An 18,838-nucleotide genomic window follows, 5' to 3' on the forward strand; every position below is an offset into this window, starting at 1 on the left:
TTCATCGTGCAGTAGGCGGTGAGCTTTTTTGTCTCATTGTCGGTGTTATGTTCGAGAAGATCGCAACGCCGCAATATGTTGGTCACTTGCAAGCAGACGTGTCGTACCGCGACGGACAATTTAAACTGTCGAATTACGAATTCGATGTAGAAGAGAATTTGTAACGCGGAGGTTTTGAAAGTCCAAGTCCGCATACCTCAAGAGGTGTGCGGGCTTGTTTTTTTGGTGGATAAAGTATAACCGATCGTCTGGATGCCTTTATGCCGAGCATACTTTATAATAAGGACAAAAGAGCGGGTGGAGGGGCATGCGTGGAACCATTTACGCTGCGAGTCATTGAAATTATTAAGGGCATACCGGCAGGGCGTGTCATGACCTACGGGCAGATTGCGGCGTCGGCAGGGAGCCCGAGAGCGGCGCGGCAGGTTGTCAGGCTGCTGCATTCGCTGAGCATGAAGCATGGGCTGCCGTGGCATCGGGTTGTGAACGCGAAGGGCGAGATCGCCATTCAAGACGTCGAAGGGCGCGACACCCAGCTGTTCTTGCTAGAGCAAGAAGGCATCGTATGCGCGTTCGGCCGCATTGATTTGGACAAGTTTCGGTACGAGGGACCGCTGCATAGAGAAGAGGACGAGGAATGAGCCAGAATGGATTTGTACAGTACGGATTGAGCGAGGACATCGGGAGAGCGCTGGAGGGATTGGCGTTCAACGAGCCGACGGAGGTGCAGCGCGAGGTGATACCCGTTGTGCTGCAGGGGCGGGATATCGTAGTGAAATCGCAGACGGGGAGCGGGAAAACGGCTGCCTACGGCATTCCGTTATGCGAGCTTGTGAGCTGGGAGGAGAATAAGCCGCAGGTGCTTATTCTAACGCCGACGCGGGAGCTGGCGGTACAGGTGAAAGAGGATTTGACGAATATCGGGCGATTCAAAAGGGTGAAGGCAGCCGCGATATACGGGAAGCAGCCGTTTCACATCCAGAAGCTGGAGCTGAAGCAAAAGACGCATATCGTTGCAGGCACGCCCGGGCGCGTACTGGATCATATCGAGAAAGGGACGTTCCCGCTGAGCAAGCTCGCGTATCTTGTCATTGACGAAGCCGACGAAATGCTCAACATGGGCTTTATCGATCAAGTCGAAGCGATCATCAAGCGGCTGCCAGCCGAGCGAGTGACGATGCTGTTTTCCGCTACGCTCCCAGAGGACGTGGACCAGCTGCGGCGCAACTATATGCGAGATCCGGTCTCCGTTGAGATTCAAGCGACGGGGTTGACGACCGACGCGATTGAGCACGCGCAGATCAAAGTAAGTGAGGCGGACAAGCTTGAGCTGCTTCAGAGCATCACCATCGTGGAGAATCCGGACAGCTGCATTATTTTTTGCCGGACGCAAGAAGGGGTCAACGAGCTGTTCCGCAAGCTGGCGCGCCTGGAATACCCGTGCGACCGCATTCATGGCGGCATGGCGCAGGAGGAGCGGCTTGAGGTAATGGGCGCGTTTCGCCGAGGCCAATTCCGCTACCTGATCGCGACCGACGTTGCGGCGCGAGGCATCGATATCGACAATATTACGCATGTGATTAACTATGATTTTCCACTTGACAAAGAGGGCTACGTCCATCGGACCGGACGGACGGGCCGTGCTGGAAAGCGCGGGCAGGCGATCACTTTCGTGACGCCAAGCGATGAGGGTCGTCTGGCTGAGGTGGAGCAGTACATCGGATTCCGCATTCGCCGGATCGAAGAGCCGACCGCTGAGGCGGTTGAGTCGGCGCGAGACGCGTTCGAGCGGAAGATCAATCGGCAGACGCGGCTCAAGAAGGACAAGAGCGCGCAGGTGAGCGCCGAAGCGGGCATTATGAAGCTGTACTTCAACGGGGGCAAGAAGAAGAAGCTGCGCGCCGTCGACTTCGTCGGCACGATCGCCCGTATCGACGGCATGACCGCGGATGATATCGGCATTATCGCGATTCAGGATAACGAGACGTTCGTTGACATTTTGAATGGCAAAGGGCTGCTCGTCCTGCAAGCGATGAAGAGCACGACCGTTAAGGGAAAGCTGCTGAAGGTGCATAAGGCGAAGTGATGTGATCGGGTTAATGAAGCCATCGTTCTCATGAAATGATGGCTATTTTTTATGCTCATTTTTGGAGTGATGCCTTGCGAAGTTTTACAAAATGAATCATTGGACCCGTGAATAACGTTCGGAGGAGATTTAATCTGTTTGTATGCAGATGGGAATTTATCCATAAGTTTGTTTCAAGCTCTAATTAAAATAGGCAAAGGGGATTTTATGAATGAAAATTAAAAAGGCTGTACTAGCAGGAGCTATATTCATGACGTGCTTCGCTTCCAGTGGGTATGCAGCTGATTTATTATCCGCAACGATTGTTAAAGCATCAATCTACATCAACAACACGAATCAAACACAATCTTTAGATGAACCCATTAAGATATATATCTAATCAATTAGGGGCGGCGGTAGGTTATGATTCGGTATCAAAATCCGTCTATATAGACAATAACGCGTTGACTACATTTAAATCTGAAAATGTTTCAATCGCAGAGGATGCAACCTTTCAGCTAAAAATGTTAGCAAACAAAACAGCGTTCAAATATGGTGAACCCATCACGGTTTGGACTGAAATGAATTATCTCGGCAAAGAAAGTTCCGATATCTATTATGGCGGTTCGATGGTGACTTATAGCCTTACGGATGCAGACGGTTTTAGTGATTCGGAACTCGGCTCTCTGGTATTACAAAAGTCTAAATTTAATGTTAATGACGCCTACATGCGAATATTGCCCCAGTCTCTTATCGGTTCTTATCTCATGCATAAAAACAATGTTGAAGATCCTGAAAAATACTTGAATGAAGCTGTTCGCCCGGCAGCATTGCCTATAGGAACCTATACACTAAAAGTTTCAGCAGAATATGGCTTAGAAGAGTATTCTTCTGCTTCTAAACAAACGTTATCGGCATCTATGACCATCGTAATCGAGTAATGCCCCCAGCGCCGCATAGGCAGTGGGGTTGTTGTATAATAGAAATTACGAATTTATTAGGATGAAGCAGGAGAGGGGAGGCGGGGCCAGTGCCTACGCAACAGCGTCAACAACATACAGAGGCTTACCTGCATCAGCGCGACGGTGTCGTGCCCGCCGTTTGCTCGCTGGATTGTCCGGACCAATGCGGCCTGCTGCTGCATAAGAAGGACGGCAAAATCATTAAAGTCGAGGGTGATCCCAATCATCCCGTTACGCAAGGCAATATATGCAACAAGGTGCGCCATATGGGCGAGCGGCTGTACGATCCGAAGCGTTTGACGCAGCCGATGAAGCGGGTCGGAGCCAAAGGCGAAGGCAAGTTCGAGCCGATTAGCTGGGTAGAAGCGATCGATACGATCACGACGCGCTGGAAATCGCTCGTAGCCGACTACGGTCCGGAAAGCATTCTGCCCTACAGCTTTTATGGCAACATGGGACGGCTAAACGCCGAAGGGATGGATCGACGGTTTTTCAATCGATTAGGCGCTAGCCAGCTGGATCAAACGATTTGCGCTTCGGCGGGAGGCGTCGGCTATGCCTATACGATGGGCGGCAGCTTCGGCACGGACCCGGAATCGACGGTGGACACGAAGCTGTTCATCATGTGGGGCATCAATACGGTCAGCACGAACATGCATCAGGTTGTATTCGCGGAAAAAGCGCGTAAAAACGGCGCCAAGGTCGTCGTGATCGACGTGCATCAGAATCAGACAGGCCGATGGGCGGATTGGTTCATTCCGATCCTGCCTGGCACGGACAGCGCGCTTGCGCTGGGGATGATGCATATTTTGTTCGCCGAAAATCGCACAGACGAAGCGTTCCTCACTGCGTACACGGTCGGTCATGAGCAGCTGCGGGAGCATGTGAAGCAGTATGATCCCGAGACGGTTTCGGCGATTACGGGCGTGCCGGTCGAGGATATTTATAAGCTAACGCGGCTATATGCGGAAACGTCGCCGTCGCTCATCCGGATCGGCAACGGGCTGCAGCATCACGACAACGGGGGCATGTGCATTCGGACCATCGCCTGCCTGCCTGCGCTGACAGGCCAATGGCTGGTGCCGGGCGGCGGCGCAATGAAGGGGAACAGCGGGTTCCTCCAGTTTAACACCGACGCGCTTCAGCGGCCGGACGCAAGACCCGACCCGAACGCGCGTCTTATCAATATGAATCAGCTGGGCAGCGCCCTGCTTGAGCTTGATCCGCCGATTCGCTCGTTGCATGTGTATAGCTGCAATCCGGCAATCGTTGCGCCGGAGGGCAATAAGGTGCGCAGCGGGCTGGTCCGCGAGGATTTGTTCCTGGTCGTGCACGACTTGTTCCTGACGGAGACGGCGATGTACGCCGATATCGTGCTTCCTGCAACGTCCTCCTTCGAAAATACGGACTTCTACACCTCGTATTGGCATCATTATGTGCAGTTGCAGCTCCCTGTGATGGAGCCTTATGGGGAAAGCAAATCCAATGTCGACGTATTCCGGCTGCTGGCGCGCGGCATGGGCTATGAGGATGCCATGTTCGAGGATAGCGAAGCAGATATGATCGAGCAGGCGCTTGATTTCCCTGCGAACCCGTATTTGGCGGGCATTCATTACGAGCAGCTGGAACAGGAGACATTCGTCAAAGCGGACGTAACGCCCGCGTTCATCGAACGGCTGCCTACGCCGAGCGGCAAAATCGAGCTGTACTCGGCTGCGATGGAAGCAGACGGCTATCCGCCGCTGCCAACTTACACGCCGCTCGTGCAGGACGGCGATTATCCATATTTGTTCGTTCCGGCGCCGAACCATAATTTCTTGAATTCCACATTCGCGAACAACGACAAGCATATTCGAATGGAGAAAACGCCCAAGCTGTTTATGAACGCAGCTGACGCAGAGGCGGCTGGGATCGCAAGCGGAGATGCGGTGCGCATCTGGAACGATCGCGGCGAGTGCGAGCTGACCGCATCGGTCGGGGAGACGGTGCTGCGAGGCGTTGTCGTCAGCCAAGGCTTATGGGCCGACGGCGGGGATGCGAAGCATTTCGTCAATGCGCTAACGCCGGACCGGGTTGCCGATATGGGCGGCGGCGCGACCTTTTTCTCCGGGCGCGTACAGGTGGAACGGGTCGCAAGCGCTGCGAACGGGTAGGATATGATCGATTGAATCGTGCTGAAGAGCGGCTGGCAATGAGAGGATGAGGTGAAAGCGTGACAAGCGACATATCGGCTCCGGTACAACTAGAGCAACTGACGAAGCTGTGGGCGAACTATAAGCCGCTCATTGCAGAGCTGCCAGCAGGCCGGGCTTTAACGAGGGATGAGCTGTTAACGCCTGCATTTCGCGTCGAGCAGAGCGGAAAGCTGGAGATGTATTACGCCCCGCATAACGAGCATGTAAACCCGGCGGCATCCGTTCTCATTGTCGGTATTACGCCAGGCTGGACGCAAATGCGCATCGCCTACGAGACGGCGCGCAAAGCAATGGCAGAGGGGGCCTCGGATGAAGAGCTGTTCCGCCGAACGAAGGAGGCAGCGCGATTCGCTGGGCCGATGCGCGCTAATCTGATCGCCATGCTGAATGAGCTTGGGCTCCAGCATTATATGCAGCTCGACGGTTGCGCAGCCTTGTTCGAAGGAAGCCAGGAGCTGCTGCATTCGATTTCGGTTTTAAAATATCCCGTATTTTTCGAGGGGAGCAACTATACGGGGGCACGGCCGCCGCTGCTGGCTAACGCATTTTTGAAGGAAAGGGCGTTGTTCTTCATGCGAGAGGAGCTGCGTTCCCTTGCCCGGCCTGCCCTGCTGATTCCTTTGGGGAAGACCGTTGAGGGCGTGCTGCGGCTGTTGGCAGAGGAAGGAGAGCTCGACGTTGATGCTTGCCTGTGGGGCTTTCCTCATCCATCAGGCGCGAATGGCCACCGCCATAGGCAGCTTGCCGAGGGGCGCGCCTCCATGCGGCTTATCATGGAGCGATGGTTTCAGGCGAAGGAGTAGGAGAGGGACGGTTTTCGCTGGGAGGAAGAGGTGGTATGCTTCATTCATAGCCCTTAACAGGGTGTGACAATGAAGGAGCCAAACCTCATGCAATCTGCGATCCTGCCATATACCTACGGGCTAGCAGTAGCCCTTGCTTTACTAGCTGCACTTTCCATCGTGTATCGAAGCTTGCGCAACGGAATCACGCCGATGCCCTCTTCCGCGCCTGTTCGGCGTGCCGTGGCGGCTGAGTTGAGCCGGATCGCCTCTCGCGGTACGCTTGTTGAAGCGGGCTCAGGCTGGGGAACACTGGCGATGCACATAGCCAAGCAGTGCCCCGGCTGGCGCGTGATCGGCGTAGAAAATTCGCGCATCCCCTATCTGTTCGCCAAGGCTGCGGCACGCTACATGATTCATCGGAACGCGGCATTCGAGCGCAGCGATCTCTATGCGTATCCGTTCGGAGAAGTGGATGCGGTGGTCTGTTACCTTTACCCCGGCGCAATGGCTCGGCTTCGTCCGCTGCTGGAGCGGCAGTTGGCTCCCGGGAGCTGCGTAATCAGCGTCTGCTTCGCGATGCCAGGCTGGCGGCCGGATCGCGTTCTTACCTGTCGGGATCTGCATCGGACGCGGGTTTACGTCTATAAAACCCAGCAGCAAACGCTAACCTAAAATTTACAATTAAACGTTTTCATAAACGGGTTGGCTTTCTTGAGCGGAGTGTGTTATACTACAGATGCTCATAAATTAAAACCTTAATTCACATATTACAAAAGGTGAACATTTGTGCGATGCAACCTTTTGCAATATGTGAATTTTTTTCTTTATGATCAACATCACACTTTTTGGAGGTAATACACATGCAACAAGGTACAGTTAAATGGTTCAACGCAGAAAAAGGTTTCGGTTTCATCGAAGTTGAAGGCGGCAGCGACGTATTCGTTCACTTCAGCGCTATCCAAGGCGACGGCTTCAAAACGTTGGACGAAGGCCAACGCGTTGAGTTCACAATCGCTCAAGGCAACCGCGGACCACAAGCTGAGAACGTTGTAAAACTGTAGTACTCAGCTACCTATAGAAACAGCCCCTAACTTCGGTTAGGGGCTGTTTTTGCGTTCGCATTTTAAGCGGATATTCAGGCGTTATTCAGGGTTGTCCTGCCACGGCGGCGTATACTTAGGGGAGAACATTCTAATCCATGCAGCGGATCAAGAGAGGGCGATAACGGATGAGCATTGCGTCAGTATCCGGCAGGACAAGCACTGCCTATAGCGCGAACGCATCAACAGCGAGCAACACGGCTGATTTGGAGAAGCAGCGGACGGCGCTGCAAGCGGAGATTCGCAAGGAGCAGCAGAGCAAGGATGATCAGAAGTCGAAGAATGAGAAGCTGCAGCAGCTCCAGCAACAGCTTCAGCAAATTGAGCTGCAAATCGCACAGAAGCGCAGCAGCGCATCAGGCTCTTCGGGCTCTGTTAACCATAACGGTCTGGGGGATGCATTAGACGTCCATGTTTAGTGCGATCTTGAAAACAGGAGAAGCCCCAAGGGCGCTCTGTTCTGCATTGCCGCAGAATGGAGCGCTCTCTTCTTTTAGGTTGCAACATTTTGAAGAGACGGACCGTTAGAGAGGAAGAATTCAATGCGCTACGCATACAATACATCAAGACTAAGGAGAATGGATGATGAAGAAAACGATGATAGCAGCAGCACTTACACTGTCACTGCTTGCACCGCTGAGCAACGGGCAAGCTTTCGCTGCGGCGCCATTCACGGATATTGGCGGCAGCAGCGCGCAGTCGCAGATTGAATCGCTGCAGGCGCAAGGCATTGTGCATGGGGTGACGGAGAAGGAATTCCAGCCGAAAGCGTCATTATCGGGCGCGCAGGGCATCTCGCTAATCGTCAGAAGCATGCAGCTCAGCCTTGCGGCGATCGATTTCAATCAAGCGCCAACGGCTGAAGGCTACTTCAGCAAGGTGAGCAACACGGCATGGTATGCAGATGATTTCGTAATCGCTAAAGCGAACGGACTGGACATCCCCGCCGACATTGATCCGAGTCAGCCGCTAACGCGTGAGCAATTCGCTTATTGGCTCGTTCAGGGATTGGAGAAGACGGGGCAATACCCGCTTATCAAAATGTACATTAACATCAATGACGAAGCTGATCTGACCGTTGCCTACCAAGGCACGATCCAGCGCGCGCTGCTGTATAAGCTGACGTCGCTGGATGCGGACGGTAATTTCAAGCCGAAGGCGATCGTAACGCGCGAGGATGCAGCCGCTATGATCTATGAGGCTGTACAATTCGTCGCTGCGCATAAGGATAGCGAAACGGGGCAGGCGCCGACGGAATAGGCGATAAGCTATACAAGGAAGGGGATGTTCCCAGCCGTGAAGGCCTAGGAGCATCCCCTTTTTTTGTGGTGAGCGGATTATGCTTCAGTCAAGTCTCAGCCAAGTCCCAGCAGAGTCTAGACGGGATCAAGGCGAAGCCTCCACGAGCAGCGTAGCTTCGCTGCATGAGGCTCATCGTCGCGCGATATCGCGCATCTGCGCGCATACGCGGTGCGGTTAGGCGGAAGCGAAGGGACAAGTAACCGTGCCCTATTATGTTGTTGTCGTTGCAATTTGTACAATGGCATCGGTTGAAGGAGCGAAAATGCGCGTTGTCATTGTATTTTGTACAACGCGCCGGAGGTTTACTGCTTCGAAGACTGGGATATTGGCGGTTAGGCCGTGCTGTCATTGCGCGGATTGCAACGACAGCGAGCTTTATGGCAGTGCCGCCCGTTTTTCATTGTATAAGTTGCAATGAACGCGGACATAGATGTCCATGACTGTCGTGACTGTTGTGACTGTCGTGACTGCCATGACTGCCATGACTGCCATGACTGTCGTGAATGCTGTGACTGCCGTGACTGCTATAACTGTCATGACCCCCATGACCCCCATGCGGCCCATGACCTGCATAACGGCCGTAACGGCCATAACGTGCCTTCGCCCTCCTCATGCCCTCTCGGCTCCTTACTTTCTGCCGCCCATAATGACGGAATCCTTCGGCAGCAGCAGCGCGAACAGCCCGAGCAGCGGCAGGAACGCGGAGAGCTTGATCATATAGTCGACGCCATGCGCGTCGATCAAGGAGCCCATGACGACGGAGCCAAGTCCGCCAAGGCCGAACGAAATGCCGAAGAAGAGGCCGGCAATCGTCCCGACATGGCCGGGAAGCAGCTCTTGCGCATAGACGATAATGACGGAGAAGCCGGACATCAGAATGAGGCCGATCGCCAAGCACAGCAGCACTGCGCCGAGCGGGCTTGCGTATGGCAGCAGCAGCGAGAATGGCGCTGTGCCGAGAATCGAGAACCAAATGACCTTTTGCCGGCCGATCTTATCGGCTAGTGGCCCGCCTATGAACGTACCGGCCATGCCAGCGAATTGCAGCGCGAACAGGCATAGCTGCGCTTTTTCGAGCGGGAGATTGTATTTGTCCATGAAATAGAAGGAATAATAACCGCTCATGCTAGAGAGATAAACGAACTTAGAGAAGAGCATCAGTACAAGAATGCTGAGCACGAACGCAATGAAGCCTTTGCTGAAACGGCTAGGCGACGCTGACGCATCCGCCGCGCGGGCTGTGGCACGCATCTTTTCGCGCGTCTTCGCACGGTACCATTGGCCGATCTTCGCCTGGATGACGATGCCGATTACGGCAAGCAGGGTGAACCATAGGAAGCCGTGCTGCCCAATCGGGCTGATAATATAAGCGACCATGAGCGGAGCGAGCGCCTGGCCGGTATTGCCGCCTACTTGGAAAATGGACTGCGCAAACCCTTTGCCCTTGCCGGCAGCCATATGGGCAACACGCGACGATTCGGGATGCAGCACCGAGGATCCGACGCCAATGAGCGCGGACGACAGGAGCAAATACGCCAGTGAAGGCGAGAGCGCCAGTCCGACCATGCCGAGCAGCGTAAATACCATGCCGAGCGGCAAGAGCATTGGCATCGGGCGTCGATCCGTGTAATATCCAATTAAGGGTTGGAGAATCGAGGCTGTGATATTAAGCGTGAAGGCGATCCAGCCGATTTGAGCGAAGCTCAGGTGGAGATTTTCCTGGAACATCGGAAACACGGCAGGCACGACGTTCTGCATGGCATCGTTGAGCAGATGCGCGGCGCTCACGCCGAACAGTACGGTCATGGCCGTGCGGGTGGGATTGGGCGCGGCTAGCGCCGTGGCTTGTGACATAGGGCGATCATCCTTTCATCTATCGGGCGGTGGCTTGCAACTGATCATCATCCTACCCGATTCAGCAGGCCAGTGTCATCGTGAAAATTGCGGAAATCGAGCAATAATTATAGCTGGAGCAGTCGTCAGAGAGGGGGCAGGCACTACCGATGCATATGCAAATTAAGCTTCCGCAGCTGGAGCTGCACAAAATCGTCAATCGGTTCGAGAACGTGCCGCATGCGCACGAATCGGACTATCAGCTGACGATTCCAACGCATGGAACATGCCATTTTACGTATGAAAACAAGCAAGTGACGTTATCGGCCGGAGAAGGGCTGCTGCTGCATCCCCGGGATCGGCACAGCTTTCACTTGAACGATGAGGCAGGCGTTATTATCGTTGTCGTCAAGGACCAGCGGCTGCAGCCGTTGATGGATATTAGGCGTGATGAGCAGGCGGTTCGCCATCATTTTGAGCCAACGGTGATTACGCGTTATTTTCGCCAATGGACCTCGACGATGTTCGAGGTGGATGCGCTTGATCGATTGGCAGCGGAGGAGACAGAGCTTCGGGTACTGGGCGATCTGCAAGGGCTGTTAGCAGACAGCAAGCCGCTTCAGCCTGCGAGACTGCCTGTCTGGAGCAGCGCCGATCCGCATATCGCACGCGTATTGGAGTATGTCCATGCGCATTATACAGAGCAGCTGGATATTGATTCAATGGCGGCTGTTGCGCTTCAAAGCCGGTTTCATTTTATACGATCCTTCAAGTCGGCAACGGGCTTCACGCCTTATCAGTACGTGTTGTATTTGCGGATGGAGCAAGCGAAGCAATGGCTGGCCCAGACCGTGGATACCGTAACGGACATCAGCTTCAAGCTGGGATTTTCGAGCGCGAGCCAGTTTTATCGGGCGTTCGAGAAGTCAGTTGGCACGACGCCAGAGCAGTATCGGGCGGGTATTTGATTACGATGATAATGAACTAAGGAGGCTAATGCGAGGATGCGAATGGTGCTTTATCTCGGCGTTGTGCTGGTTTCGCTGGTGAGCATGCTGACCGGCATGGGGACGACGGCCACCAAGGCGGTGACCAATGGTATTGGAGCAGCACAAGCGGAAGCAGTCCTACCATCGAATGGCGGCCCCAAGCGAATCGTTTCGGATGCGGCGTTTATTCGCGGGGGCGGCTTGTGGGTGAAGCGGGCGGGACAGGAGCAGCAATTAGCGCCCGGAGGAACGGGAGCAGCGGCAGCGCGATATCCGAGGTGGTCTTCCGACGGGAAATGGCTGGCGTATACACGGGGCGCGATGAGCAGCAACCAGCAGCTGCGCGTGATCGAACGAAGCAAGGGCGTCGAGCTCCAAGTGGCGCAGCAGGTCGATCGATTCGCTTGGTCGCCGGACAAGAATCGGCTGGCTTATTTGCGGCAGGGCATCTTGTTCGTGGTAGACGCTGCGTCGCCTGACAAGCCTGCCGAGATTGCCCGGGAAATGAGCAATTTTGCATGGTTGCCGGACGGGAGCGGGCTTCTCGCTTCGACGCAATCCAAGCTGTTGGATGGGGAAAGCAATTGGACGCGGGTGCGATTGCTCCAAATCCCGATATCAGCAGCGGGTTCGGCTGGGCCAGCAGTGACGCTTTACACGCTGCCAGAGCAGTCGGATGCGTTCTTCGCTGTCGGGACGAGCACGTTCAAGTGGTCGGCGAACGGCCGTTGGATCGCCTTTCTGGCGACGCCGACAGCATCCCTGTCCGCAGACGGAAACACGCTGTGTGTGCTGTCAGCCGACGGCAAGGTGTTCCGCAAGGTGGACGAAATGGTCAATCACGAGCAATGGATACAATGGTCGCCTGAGGGCGAATCGCTTGCTTATATTGGCGGCGTCGGTCGTGAGGCCACGACCAATAAGCAGCTGAGGGTATTGGCGAAGCCTGATGCGGGACAGCCAACGGTTTATACGCCGCAAGGGAAAGCCGCAGGCGATTTTACGTGGAATGGGGCGAATTCCATCATCGTCTCGCAGGCGGCAGAGCAAGCCTTCAGCAGCGATCCGAAGAAGCGTCCGCGGCCGTCGCTCGTGGTTGTGGATTTGACAAGCGGCAAGCAGCTTCCTTTGACGACACCAACTGGCGGTTATGGCGAATATGATCCGATCCTGCTGCCAGGGAAGCAGCTGTCATGGATTCGATATGACGGGCAGCAAGCGAATGTTTGGCTTGCGGATAAGGCGGGGCAGCCGGGAGCGATATGGATCAACAGCATCGATCCCGGAGACAATTATTATGAGCAGTGGGGCTGGGACGCCGTGCTGGATTATGCTAAAAGATAAGGCTGTGCATGCAGCAGTCGAATCGAATGGATTGGGCTGCAGAGGCGACGAGGTAGCCTTCTCCCCATCTTTAGCGATATAATAGAGGCAAAAGGGGCGTCTGGGAGCGGGCGCCCTATTACTTTCGAGAAGGAGTGGGGACGGATGAATACGACGAATCGCAGCATTCCGGGGCCGCCCCGTTTTGGCATAGCGGTACATGCATTAGTATGGCTTTCGCAGAGCGGATGCGTAGTGTCGAGCGCTATGATGGCAGGCCAAGTGAACTCGCATGCAACCTTCCTGCGGCGTATTATGGTGCATCTCGTGCAGGCGGGTATGGTGGAAGCGAAGGAAGGGCGCGACGGCGGCTATTTTCTGCGCAAATCGCCTGCTGACATTACGCTGGCAGATGTGTATATGGCGGTAAAATCCGATTGCGGTACGGAGCAGGCGAGCGTCGCAGCTGACGATGAAGGCGGCTGCGGAGCGGCTGGACAGCAGCTGGACAGCGTTTTGGAGTCGATTATGGGACAAGCGGAGCAGCACACGATTGATTATTTGCGCCAGTTTACGGTCGATGATGTGATGCGGCAGGTTGATTTTACAGCATAGAAATCAATCGTTTGCATAAAATAAACGACTTGAAAAAAGTAAGCGGCTGAATTATAATGTGCTTGTAATCGTTGCAGTCATTATTGGCTGCTTTTATTTTGCACAATACTGTGCTTGATTACAGCTCAGTATAGACAAACACAAGAGGGGGAATAGGTTGTGCACGTAATATCGATCGTAATTTCGGCTTTGCTCGGATTGATGTTTTTGATGGCAGGCATAATGAAGATGTCGGGTGTGAAGATGCACGTCGAAAACTTCCGCAAGCTGGGGCTGCCGCAATGGTTCCGCGTGTTTACGGGATTTTATCAGGTCGTATCGGCTGTGATCATTATCGTGGGCATCTGGGCAGACGGTGACAGCTGGTCCCTATGGGGCGGCTTGCTGCTGGCATTGACCATGCTTGTGGCGGTGCAGGTTCATATTCGCGCGAAGGATTCTGCCAAAGAAACGATGCCAGCCGCCGTGCTGTTCCTTCTTGCTGCTATCGTTGCGGCCATCAATCTGTAAAGGCTAGAATAAGGGAATCGAAAGGAGTAGGATCTATATGCAAATTGAAGTATGGTCGGATTTTGCTTGTCCCTTCTGTTATATCGGCAAACGCCGTTTAGAAGCGGGACTTGAGCAATTTGAACACAAGAATCATGTCGACGTCGTCTATCGCAGCTTCGAGCTAGCGCTGGACGCAGACGTTCATATTCCGCATGATGTGCACGACATGCTGGCGCAGAAGTATGGCATGACGCGTGAGAAGGCGGTTGAAATGAACGCGAATCTCACCGAGCAGGCTGCGCAGGTTGGACTTGATTTCCGGTTCGACACGCTGGTGCTGACGAATACGTTCGACGCGCATCGGCTGTCGCATTTTGGCGGCCATTATGGCAAACGTTCGGAAGTGACGGAGCTTCTGCTCCGTGCGTACTTTACCGATTCCAAGCATCTGGGTGACCATGCGACGCTGTTGGACATCGCAGAGGAAGCGGGGCTAGATCGCGAGGAAGCGGCGGAAGCGCTGCGATCGGGAAGATTTGCGGACGCGGTTCGGGCTGAAGAGCAGGAAGCGAACCAGCTGGGCGTACGCGGCGTGCCGTTCTATGTCATCAATCGTAAATACGCGGTGTCGGGCGCTCAGCCGCCAGAGGTGTTCTTGCAGGCGCTGCAGCAAGCATGGGAGGATGCGAATCCGATTCAGCTTGTGAACACAGGCGGCTCGGCCGCTGGCGTATGCACGGATGATGGGTGCGCAATCGATGGAGAGCCATCGCGCGATTAGATGATTAGAGTAGCAAGAGAGTATTGTGAAACAGCAGGCAGTCCCATAGTTTTAGGGGCTGTCTTTTTTATGCTTGGAAATGGCATTCATAAAACGCTGCCGCTTGGAGATGGTACGTGTAGCAGGCATTTTACGTACGGCGAGGAGGTGGAGGAATGAGCAGAAGAAACCGCAATCGGCTGCTTGTGCCAGAGGCGCGGCAGGGTATGAATGCCTTTAAGAGTGAAGTGATGCGGCGCGAGGGCTATGCTGTCGATCCGTCGCGACCAGACGACGTCAAATACGAAGTTGCGCAATCGCTTGGCGTACCGCTCTCGCATGGCGATAATGGCGGGCTGACGACAGAGTCGGCGGGACGCGTCGGAGGCAAGATAGGCGGCTCTATGGTACGCGAGATGATCCGGCTGGCGCAGCAGCGGCTGTCCGAGGAGCCGGGCGAATAGGTGCAATGAATGACAGGTGACAGGGCTGCTGCCCTAGCGCTATGCGAAAATGGGATGTGCACGCACGCACGCACGAGCATGCAGCGCAAAAAAGCACCCTTAGCATCTAACCGAATCGCCCCATGTGGGGAGGTCGAATTGATCCTAAGGGTGCTTTCCGTTTTTATCTAATCCTTCTTATGCCTTCACGAGCGCTTTGAGCGCGTCGTCGATAATTTGTTGGTTCGCGATGTAGCCGCTGTACAGCCAACTGCTCGATGGCGCCAGCTCGTAGAGGTGGCCTGCTTTGACAGCCTTCAGGTTTTTCCACGTGTTCTGGTTGAGGACGGAGTCCGCTGCTTCTTTGTCGCTGTTGATCAGGAAGATATGATCCGCATCCAGCTCAGCGAGCTTTTCAGCCGAGATCGCATTCCAGTTCGCTTTTTGATCAGCAGGCAGCTCTTTGACGATGTTCGGTTGTGCCATGCCCAAATCCTTGTACAGCACTTCGCCGCTCGAACGCGTCTCGTCAACGATGTAGAACTTGCCGCCAACCAGCCAGAGAACGGCTGCGGATTGCTCGCCAATCGCTGCTTTGAGCTTGTCTTTCGCTTCGGATGCTTTGGCGTCATACGCTGCAAGATCCTTAGCTGTCTCATCCGATTTATTCAGCAATTCGCCGATTTTGGTGAAAGCTGCGCGCCAGTTGTTGTTTACTTCTGCTCCGAGCACGTAGGTTGGAGCGATTTTGTTGTATTGGTCGTACAGACCTTTCTCGACTGCCGATTCCAGGCCAATGATGATCAGATCCGGCGCTAAGCCAACGACTTGCTCGACCGGCATGTCCCAACCGAGTGTCGGAACGCCTTCCAGGCCGCTTGCTTGCAGATAATCTTGAATGCCGTTAGAAACCGACCATTGTGCAACGGGTTTTACGCCGAGCGCAACGAGGTGGTCTTCCAGGTAAGAGCCGAGAACCTTTTGCGGATTAGCCGGGATCGTAACCTGATGGCCCATAGCGTCCGTAACAATCTTCGGTTCAGCTGCTTTCGTTTCATCTGTTTTGGCCGCATCTGCGCCTTGCGTCGATTCTGTCGTCGTTTTGTCGCTATCCGATGTTTTGTCCTTATCGCCGCAAGCCGCGAGGAACATCGTCAGGATAAGAATGCCCATTAATAGAACGCTTAGTTTACCGAATTTCTTGTTAAACATGCCGTAGCCCCCTGAGAATCTGTAGTTGTCATCGTGATGGTGCCAATTGTAATTTAGTGAAACCGCCCGCAGGCTCTTTTATCCTCTCTCATGATAATGAGAATTAATATCAATGTCAATGTCAAAAAAACGACTACGGAAGTAGTCGCTTCATAATTTGCGTCGATAAATCCTCGAATACGGGACGATGAGCTGGCTGAGCATCGATCCGCTCGCCGTTCGCCAGCCGCAGCCATGTTGCGAAGGGGCGATCATCCTCATAGAGCTCGATCAGGCGTGCGCCGCGCGGCATATCATCCCGTCCATAGCCGCTAAAGCCAGTGGCGCGTCCATAGCAGAGGCGGATGCCATGCAGCGTACCCCAATAATCATTCACATGGTCATGTCCGACGAATACGCCTCGAACATCGCCGCGCTCCACCATTGCCGTGAACATGCCGGAATTTAGCTGAGGACTGCCGACCCCTTCATAGTTATAGCCATGGCAAACGTGAAAATCCCACATCTGCTGAAATTCAGGCAATGGAATATGGAAAAAAGCAAACGCAGGCAGCGGCTTGCCCCCACGGACAGCTGCTTGATGCTTCGATTGCTCGACGTACCAGTCGATCTGGTCCCGTGAGATCCAGGCCGCATCACCGATTGCAGGCGGCGCGTAGCTGCCGGAATCCAGCAGATAAAGCACAGCGCCTGCCGCGCCGTCCTTGCCGATTATAGGGAGCATATAGTTGCCGATGCCGCAGGCTGCATGGCTTGCGGGGACGACACAGCCCGGCAGTTCTTGTGCGAACGCGGTTATTTGCTCCTTCATCCCTTCCTCCGCATCGTGATTGCCGAAGACGAACGCCCATGGCACATGCCGATCGGACGCGGCGGCGAACGCGTTCCTGAACGCGTCGCGATGGTCTTGAACGTATTCGCTGTGAATCATGTCGCCTGTAAATACGACGAGATCAGGCTGTTCTTGCTCTATGATTTGATTCATAAGATCGCGGGTTTGCGGATCGTCGGTTGAATGATTTTGCCAATGGAGATCGGTAAATTGAACGATGCGGAACGACCCGTCGGGCCGGAATTGCAAAGGCTGCATGAGGTTCTCTCCTTACAAATGACGAATAGAATCTATCTATATTTCACTATTGAGGAATTATGACAGCAGGACGGGAGGGGATGGCAATTGCTAAGGAATTGTAAACGTAATTAATGACAATAATCATTGATTTGTATAGGAGGATTTCCGTGCAAGTTGAACGAATTAGTATAATATAAAGCGCTTTCAATCAGATATAGAGGGGGAATTGATTATGAACAAAAAGGGAAAAAAACGAATCCAGTCCGCTTTTCTCGTCGCGGTGGCCGCGCTGTCTCTTGCAACTGCATTGTCCGGCTGCGCTAGCGGGGATGCTGGAGCGAGAAGTCAAGACGCAACGCCTGAGAAGCAGCCGATCACGACAGGGGAATAGAGCGGGGGATGCGCTGGCGAGGCGGCGGCACTACATTGTGCGGCTGCTATGCGTGAATCGCACAAGCTGCCCTTTCTAGCAATGCATAGGGTAGCTTGAGGTGAGAGATATGCATCCCAAAACTTATAGAAGCGCCGCAATTTGGGGCAAAAAGCGCGTGTGCCGTTATCTTGCAAGCGACGGCGCGCTGCAGCATCTCGTGCCGCAAACGAAGGCGCTGACGATGAACCATTTGCGGGAAATGCTAGATCACCATGCAGTTGTATACGTGAAGCCCGATATCGGCTCAATGGGAATCGGCGTGAATAAGCTGGCTCGAGCGGACGTCGGTTACACGCTATATGCAACGCAGTGGCGCAAACAGGTACAGCATACCTATGCAACCTTAACGGACTGTTATAAGGCAATAAAGCGAAGAAGCTCATCTCCGATGATTATTCAAGAAGCTGTTGCGATCGATAGTGTCGGGACCAGCGAGCTGCCCTACGATATTCGGGCTATGGTGCAGCGCAAGCCCGGCGGGCCCTGGACGTGTACGGGGTTTATGGTGAAGGTCGGTGCAGCTGGACGCATTGTGACCAATTATTATCAGGGCGGACAGATATGGACGCTCAATCGCTTATGGAAGGAAAAAGGGTACGACGAAGCAATCGGCTCGTCGAGAACAGAGATGCTGAAAGCCAAGGCGCTGGAGGTTGCCCAGCTGCTGAGCCGCAAGAAGCAGGGGATGCGCGAGATGGGCATCGACTTCGCCTTTGACCGTGAGGGGCGGCTGTGGGTGCTCGAGGTAAACTCGAATCATCCGCAATTTCACCCGTTAAAACGAATCGACCCGACCGCTTATCGGCGGATGATGTCGTTCGCTAGAGCTTACGGGCGACATGACGCCCAATAGCGGCGCTAGGTGTCTCTACGGCCGAATCGGCTGGGGGGCGCTTTTTTTTGTGTTTATTTAGCTAATGGCGGGGAGGAGGACGGGCAGGCAGGGAACCGCGTGAACGCAGGCCAGCGGAGTGAATAGGGCATAGGAATCTGCCCTATTGGGCTGAACGCAGGCCAGCCGAGTGAATAGGGCATAGGAATCTGCCCTATTGGGCTGAACGCAGGCCAGCGGAGTGAATAGGGCATAGGAATCTGCCCTATTGGGCTGAACGCGGGCCAGCCGAGTGAATAGGGCATAGGAATCTGCCCTATTGGGCTGAACGCGGGCCAGCCGAGTGAATAGGGCATAGGAATCTGCCCTATTGGGCTGAACGCAGGCCAGCCGAGTGAATAGGGCATAGGAATCTGCCCTATTGG

General features: G+C 54.3%; 21 protein-coding genes. 17 read left to right on the forward strand and 4 right to left on the reverse strand.

Going from position 1 to position 18,838, the window contains the following annotated elements:
• Positions 1-311 precede the first annotated feature (311 nt).
• The 9 genes from PAECUDRAFT_RS23215 to PAECUDRAFT_RS23255 all read left to right on the forward strand — a co-directional run bounded on the left by PAECUDRAFT_RS23215 (position 312) and on the right by PAECUDRAFT_RS23255 (position 8,367).
• Positions 312-641, forward strand: coding sequence for an MGMT family protein (locus PAECUDRAFT_RS23215; RefSeq protein WP_006040615.1), 330 nt, complete (start codon positions 312-314; stop codon positions 639-641).
• A complete protein-coding gene (locus tag PAECUDRAFT_RS23220; protein ID WP_006040616.1) occupies positions 638-2,086 on the forward strand; it encodes a DEAD/DEAH box helicase in 1,449 nt (482 codons plus the stop codon). The genes PAECUDRAFT_RS23215 and PAECUDRAFT_RS23220 overlap by 4 nt, the downstream gene beginning before the upstream one ends.
• A 353-nt stretch (positions 2,087-2,439) precedes the next feature.
• Positions 2,440-3,006: a hypothetical protein gene (locus tag PAECUDRAFT_RS23225; protein WP_006040618.1), complete on the forward strand. Its 567-nt coding sequence runs from the start codon at positions 2,440-2,442 to the stop codon at positions 3,004-3,006.
• Positions 3,007-3,095: 89 nt separating this feature from the next.
• The gene (locus PAECUDRAFT_RS23230) at positions 3,096-5,180 is read left to right on the forward strand and encodes a molybdopterin-dependent oxidoreductase (protein WP_006040619.1); all 2,085 of its coding nucleotides are present in this window, start codon (positions 3,096-3,098) and stop codon (positions 5,178-5,180) included.
• A 59-nt stretch (positions 5,181-5,239) separates the two neighbouring features.
• Entirely contained in the window at positions 5,240-6,025 is a 786-nt protein-coding gene (locus PAECUDRAFT_RS23235) for a hypothetical protein (protein ID WP_006040620.1), read from the forward strand.
• 87 nt (positions 6,026-6,112) lie between these two features.
• Positions 6,113-6,679 (forward strand): class I SAM-dependent methyltransferase, encoded by a 567-nt coding sequence (locus tag PAECUDRAFT_RS23240; RefSeq protein WP_006040621.1) that lies wholly within the window; start codon positions 6,113-6,115, stop codon positions 6,677-6,679.
• A gap of 188 nt (positions 6,680-6,867) precedes the next feature.
• Positions 6,868-7,068 carry a cold-shock protein gene (locus PAECUDRAFT_RS23245; protein ID WP_006040622.1) on the forward strand — a complete coding sequence of 67 codons (201 nt, stop codon included), beginning with the start codon at positions 6,868-6,870 and terminating at the stop codon, positions 7,066-7,068.
• A 167-nt stretch (positions 7,069-7,235) separates the two neighbouring features.
• Positions 7,236-7,526, forward strand: coding sequence for a FlxA-like family protein (locus tag PAECUDRAFT_RS23250; RefSeq protein ID WP_006040623.1), 291 nt, complete (start codon positions 7,236-7,238; stop codon positions 7,524-7,526).
• A 163-nt stretch (positions 7,527-7,689) separates the two neighbouring features.
• Positions 7,690-8,367: an S-layer homology domain-containing protein gene (locus tag PAECUDRAFT_RS23255; protein WP_006040624.1), complete on the forward strand. Its 678-nt coding sequence runs from the start codon at positions 7,690-7,692 to the stop codon at positions 8,365-8,367.
• 417 nt (positions 8,368-8,784) lie between these two features.
• Here the strand turns inward: PAECUDRAFT_RS23255 and PAECUDRAFT_RS23260 are convergent, their stop codons facing one another.
• Positions 8,785-9,000 carry a hypothetical protein gene (locus PAECUDRAFT_RS23260; RefSeq protein ID WP_006040625.1) on the reverse strand — a complete coding sequence of 72 codons (216 nt, stop codon included), beginning with the start codon at positions 8,998-9,000 and terminating at the stop codon, positions 8,785-8,787.
• A gap of 36 nt (positions 9,001-9,036) precedes the next feature.
• Positions 9,037-10,263 carry an MFS transporter gene (locus PAECUDRAFT_RS23265; protein ID WP_006040626.1) on the reverse strand — a complete coding sequence of 409 codons (1,227 nt, stop codon included), beginning with the start codon at positions 10,261-10,263 and terminating at the stop codon, positions 9,037-9,039.
• A 149-nt stretch (positions 10,264-10,412) separates the two neighbouring features.
• Between PAECUDRAFT_RS23265 and PAECUDRAFT_RS23270 the strand changes: the two genes are divergently transcribed.
• From PAECUDRAFT_RS23270 to PAECUDRAFT_RS23295, 6 genes are all read left to right on the forward strand, one after another.
• Positions 10,413-11,210 carry an AraC family transcriptional regulator gene (locus PAECUDRAFT_RS23270; RefSeq protein WP_006040627.1) on the forward strand — a complete coding sequence of 266 codons (798 nt, stop codon included), beginning with the start codon at positions 10,413-10,415 and terminating at the stop codon, positions 11,208-11,210.
• 36 nt (positions 11,211-11,246) lie between these two features.
• The gene (locus PAECUDRAFT_RS23275) at positions 11,247-12,575 is read left to right on the forward strand and encodes a TolB family protein (RefSeq protein WP_006040628.1); all 1,329 of its coding nucleotides are present in this window, start codon (positions 11,247-11,249) and stop codon (positions 12,573-12,575) included.
• A gap of 144 nt (positions 12,576-12,719) precedes the next feature.
• Positions 12,720-13,169, forward strand: a complete 450-nt coding sequence (locus PAECUDRAFT_RS23280) for an RrF2 family transcriptional regulator (RefSeq protein ID WP_006040629.1) — start codon at positions 12,720-12,722, stop codon at positions 13,167-13,169.
• 159 nt (positions 13,170-13,328) lie between these two features.
• A complete protein-coding gene (locus tag PAECUDRAFT_RS23285; protein WP_006040630.1) occupies positions 13,329-13,679 on the forward strand; it encodes a DoxX family protein in 351 nt (116 codons plus the stop codon).
• A gap of 37 nt (positions 13,680-13,716) precedes the next feature.
• Complete coding sequence (locus tag PAECUDRAFT_RS23290) at positions 13,717-14,442, forward strand: DsbA family oxidoreductase (RefSeq protein WP_006040631.1); 726 nt, start codon at positions 13,717-13,719, stop codon at positions 14,440-14,442.
• 155 nt (positions 14,443-14,597) lie between these two features.
• Entirely contained in the window at positions 14,598-14,885 is a 288-nt protein-coding gene (locus tag PAECUDRAFT_RS23295) for an alpha/beta-type small acid-soluble spore protein (RefSeq protein ID WP_006040632.1), read from the forward strand.
• Between the two features lie 177 nt (positions 14,886-15,062).
• On the opposite strand, the gene PAECUDRAFT_RS23300 is transcribed toward PAECUDRAFT_RS23295, so the two are convergent.
• Both PAECUDRAFT_RS23300 and PAECUDRAFT_RS23305 read right to left on the reverse strand, forming a co-directional pair.
• A complete protein-coding gene (locus PAECUDRAFT_RS23300; protein WP_006040633.1) occupies positions 15,063-16,076 on the reverse strand; it encodes an ABC transporter substrate-binding protein in 1,014 nt (337 codons plus the stop codon).
• A 133-nt stretch (positions 16,077-16,209) separates the two neighbouring features.
• Positions 16,210-17,166 carry a metallophosphoesterase family protein gene (locus PAECUDRAFT_RS23305; protein WP_006040634.1) on the reverse strand — a complete coding sequence of 319 codons (957 nt, stop codon included), beginning with the start codon at positions 17,164-17,166 and terminating at the stop codon, positions 16,210-16,212.
• Between the two features lie 214 nt (positions 17,167-17,380).
• Between PAECUDRAFT_RS23305 and PAECUDRAFT_RS26005 the strand changes: the two genes are divergently transcribed.
• Both PAECUDRAFT_RS26005 and PAECUDRAFT_RS23310 read left to right on the forward strand, forming a co-directional pair.
• Complete coding sequence (locus PAECUDRAFT_RS26005) at positions 17,381-17,539, forward strand: hypothetical protein (RefSeq protein ID WP_006040635.1); 159 nt, start codon at positions 17,381-17,383, stop codon at positions 17,537-17,539.
• Between the two features lie 109 nt (positions 17,540-17,648).
• Positions 17,649-18,434, forward strand: coding sequence for a YheC/YheD family protein (locus PAECUDRAFT_RS23310; protein WP_006040636.1), 786 nt, complete (start codon positions 17,649-17,651; stop codon positions 18,432-18,434).
• Positions 18,435-18,838 lie beyond the last annotated feature (404 nt).

Source organism: Paenibacillus curdlanolyticus YK9 (genome assembly GCF_000179615.1).
GTDB classification, from domain to species: Bacteria; Bacillota; Bacilli; order Paenibacillales; family Paenibacillaceae; genus Paenibacillus_T; species Paenibacillus_T curdlanolyticus.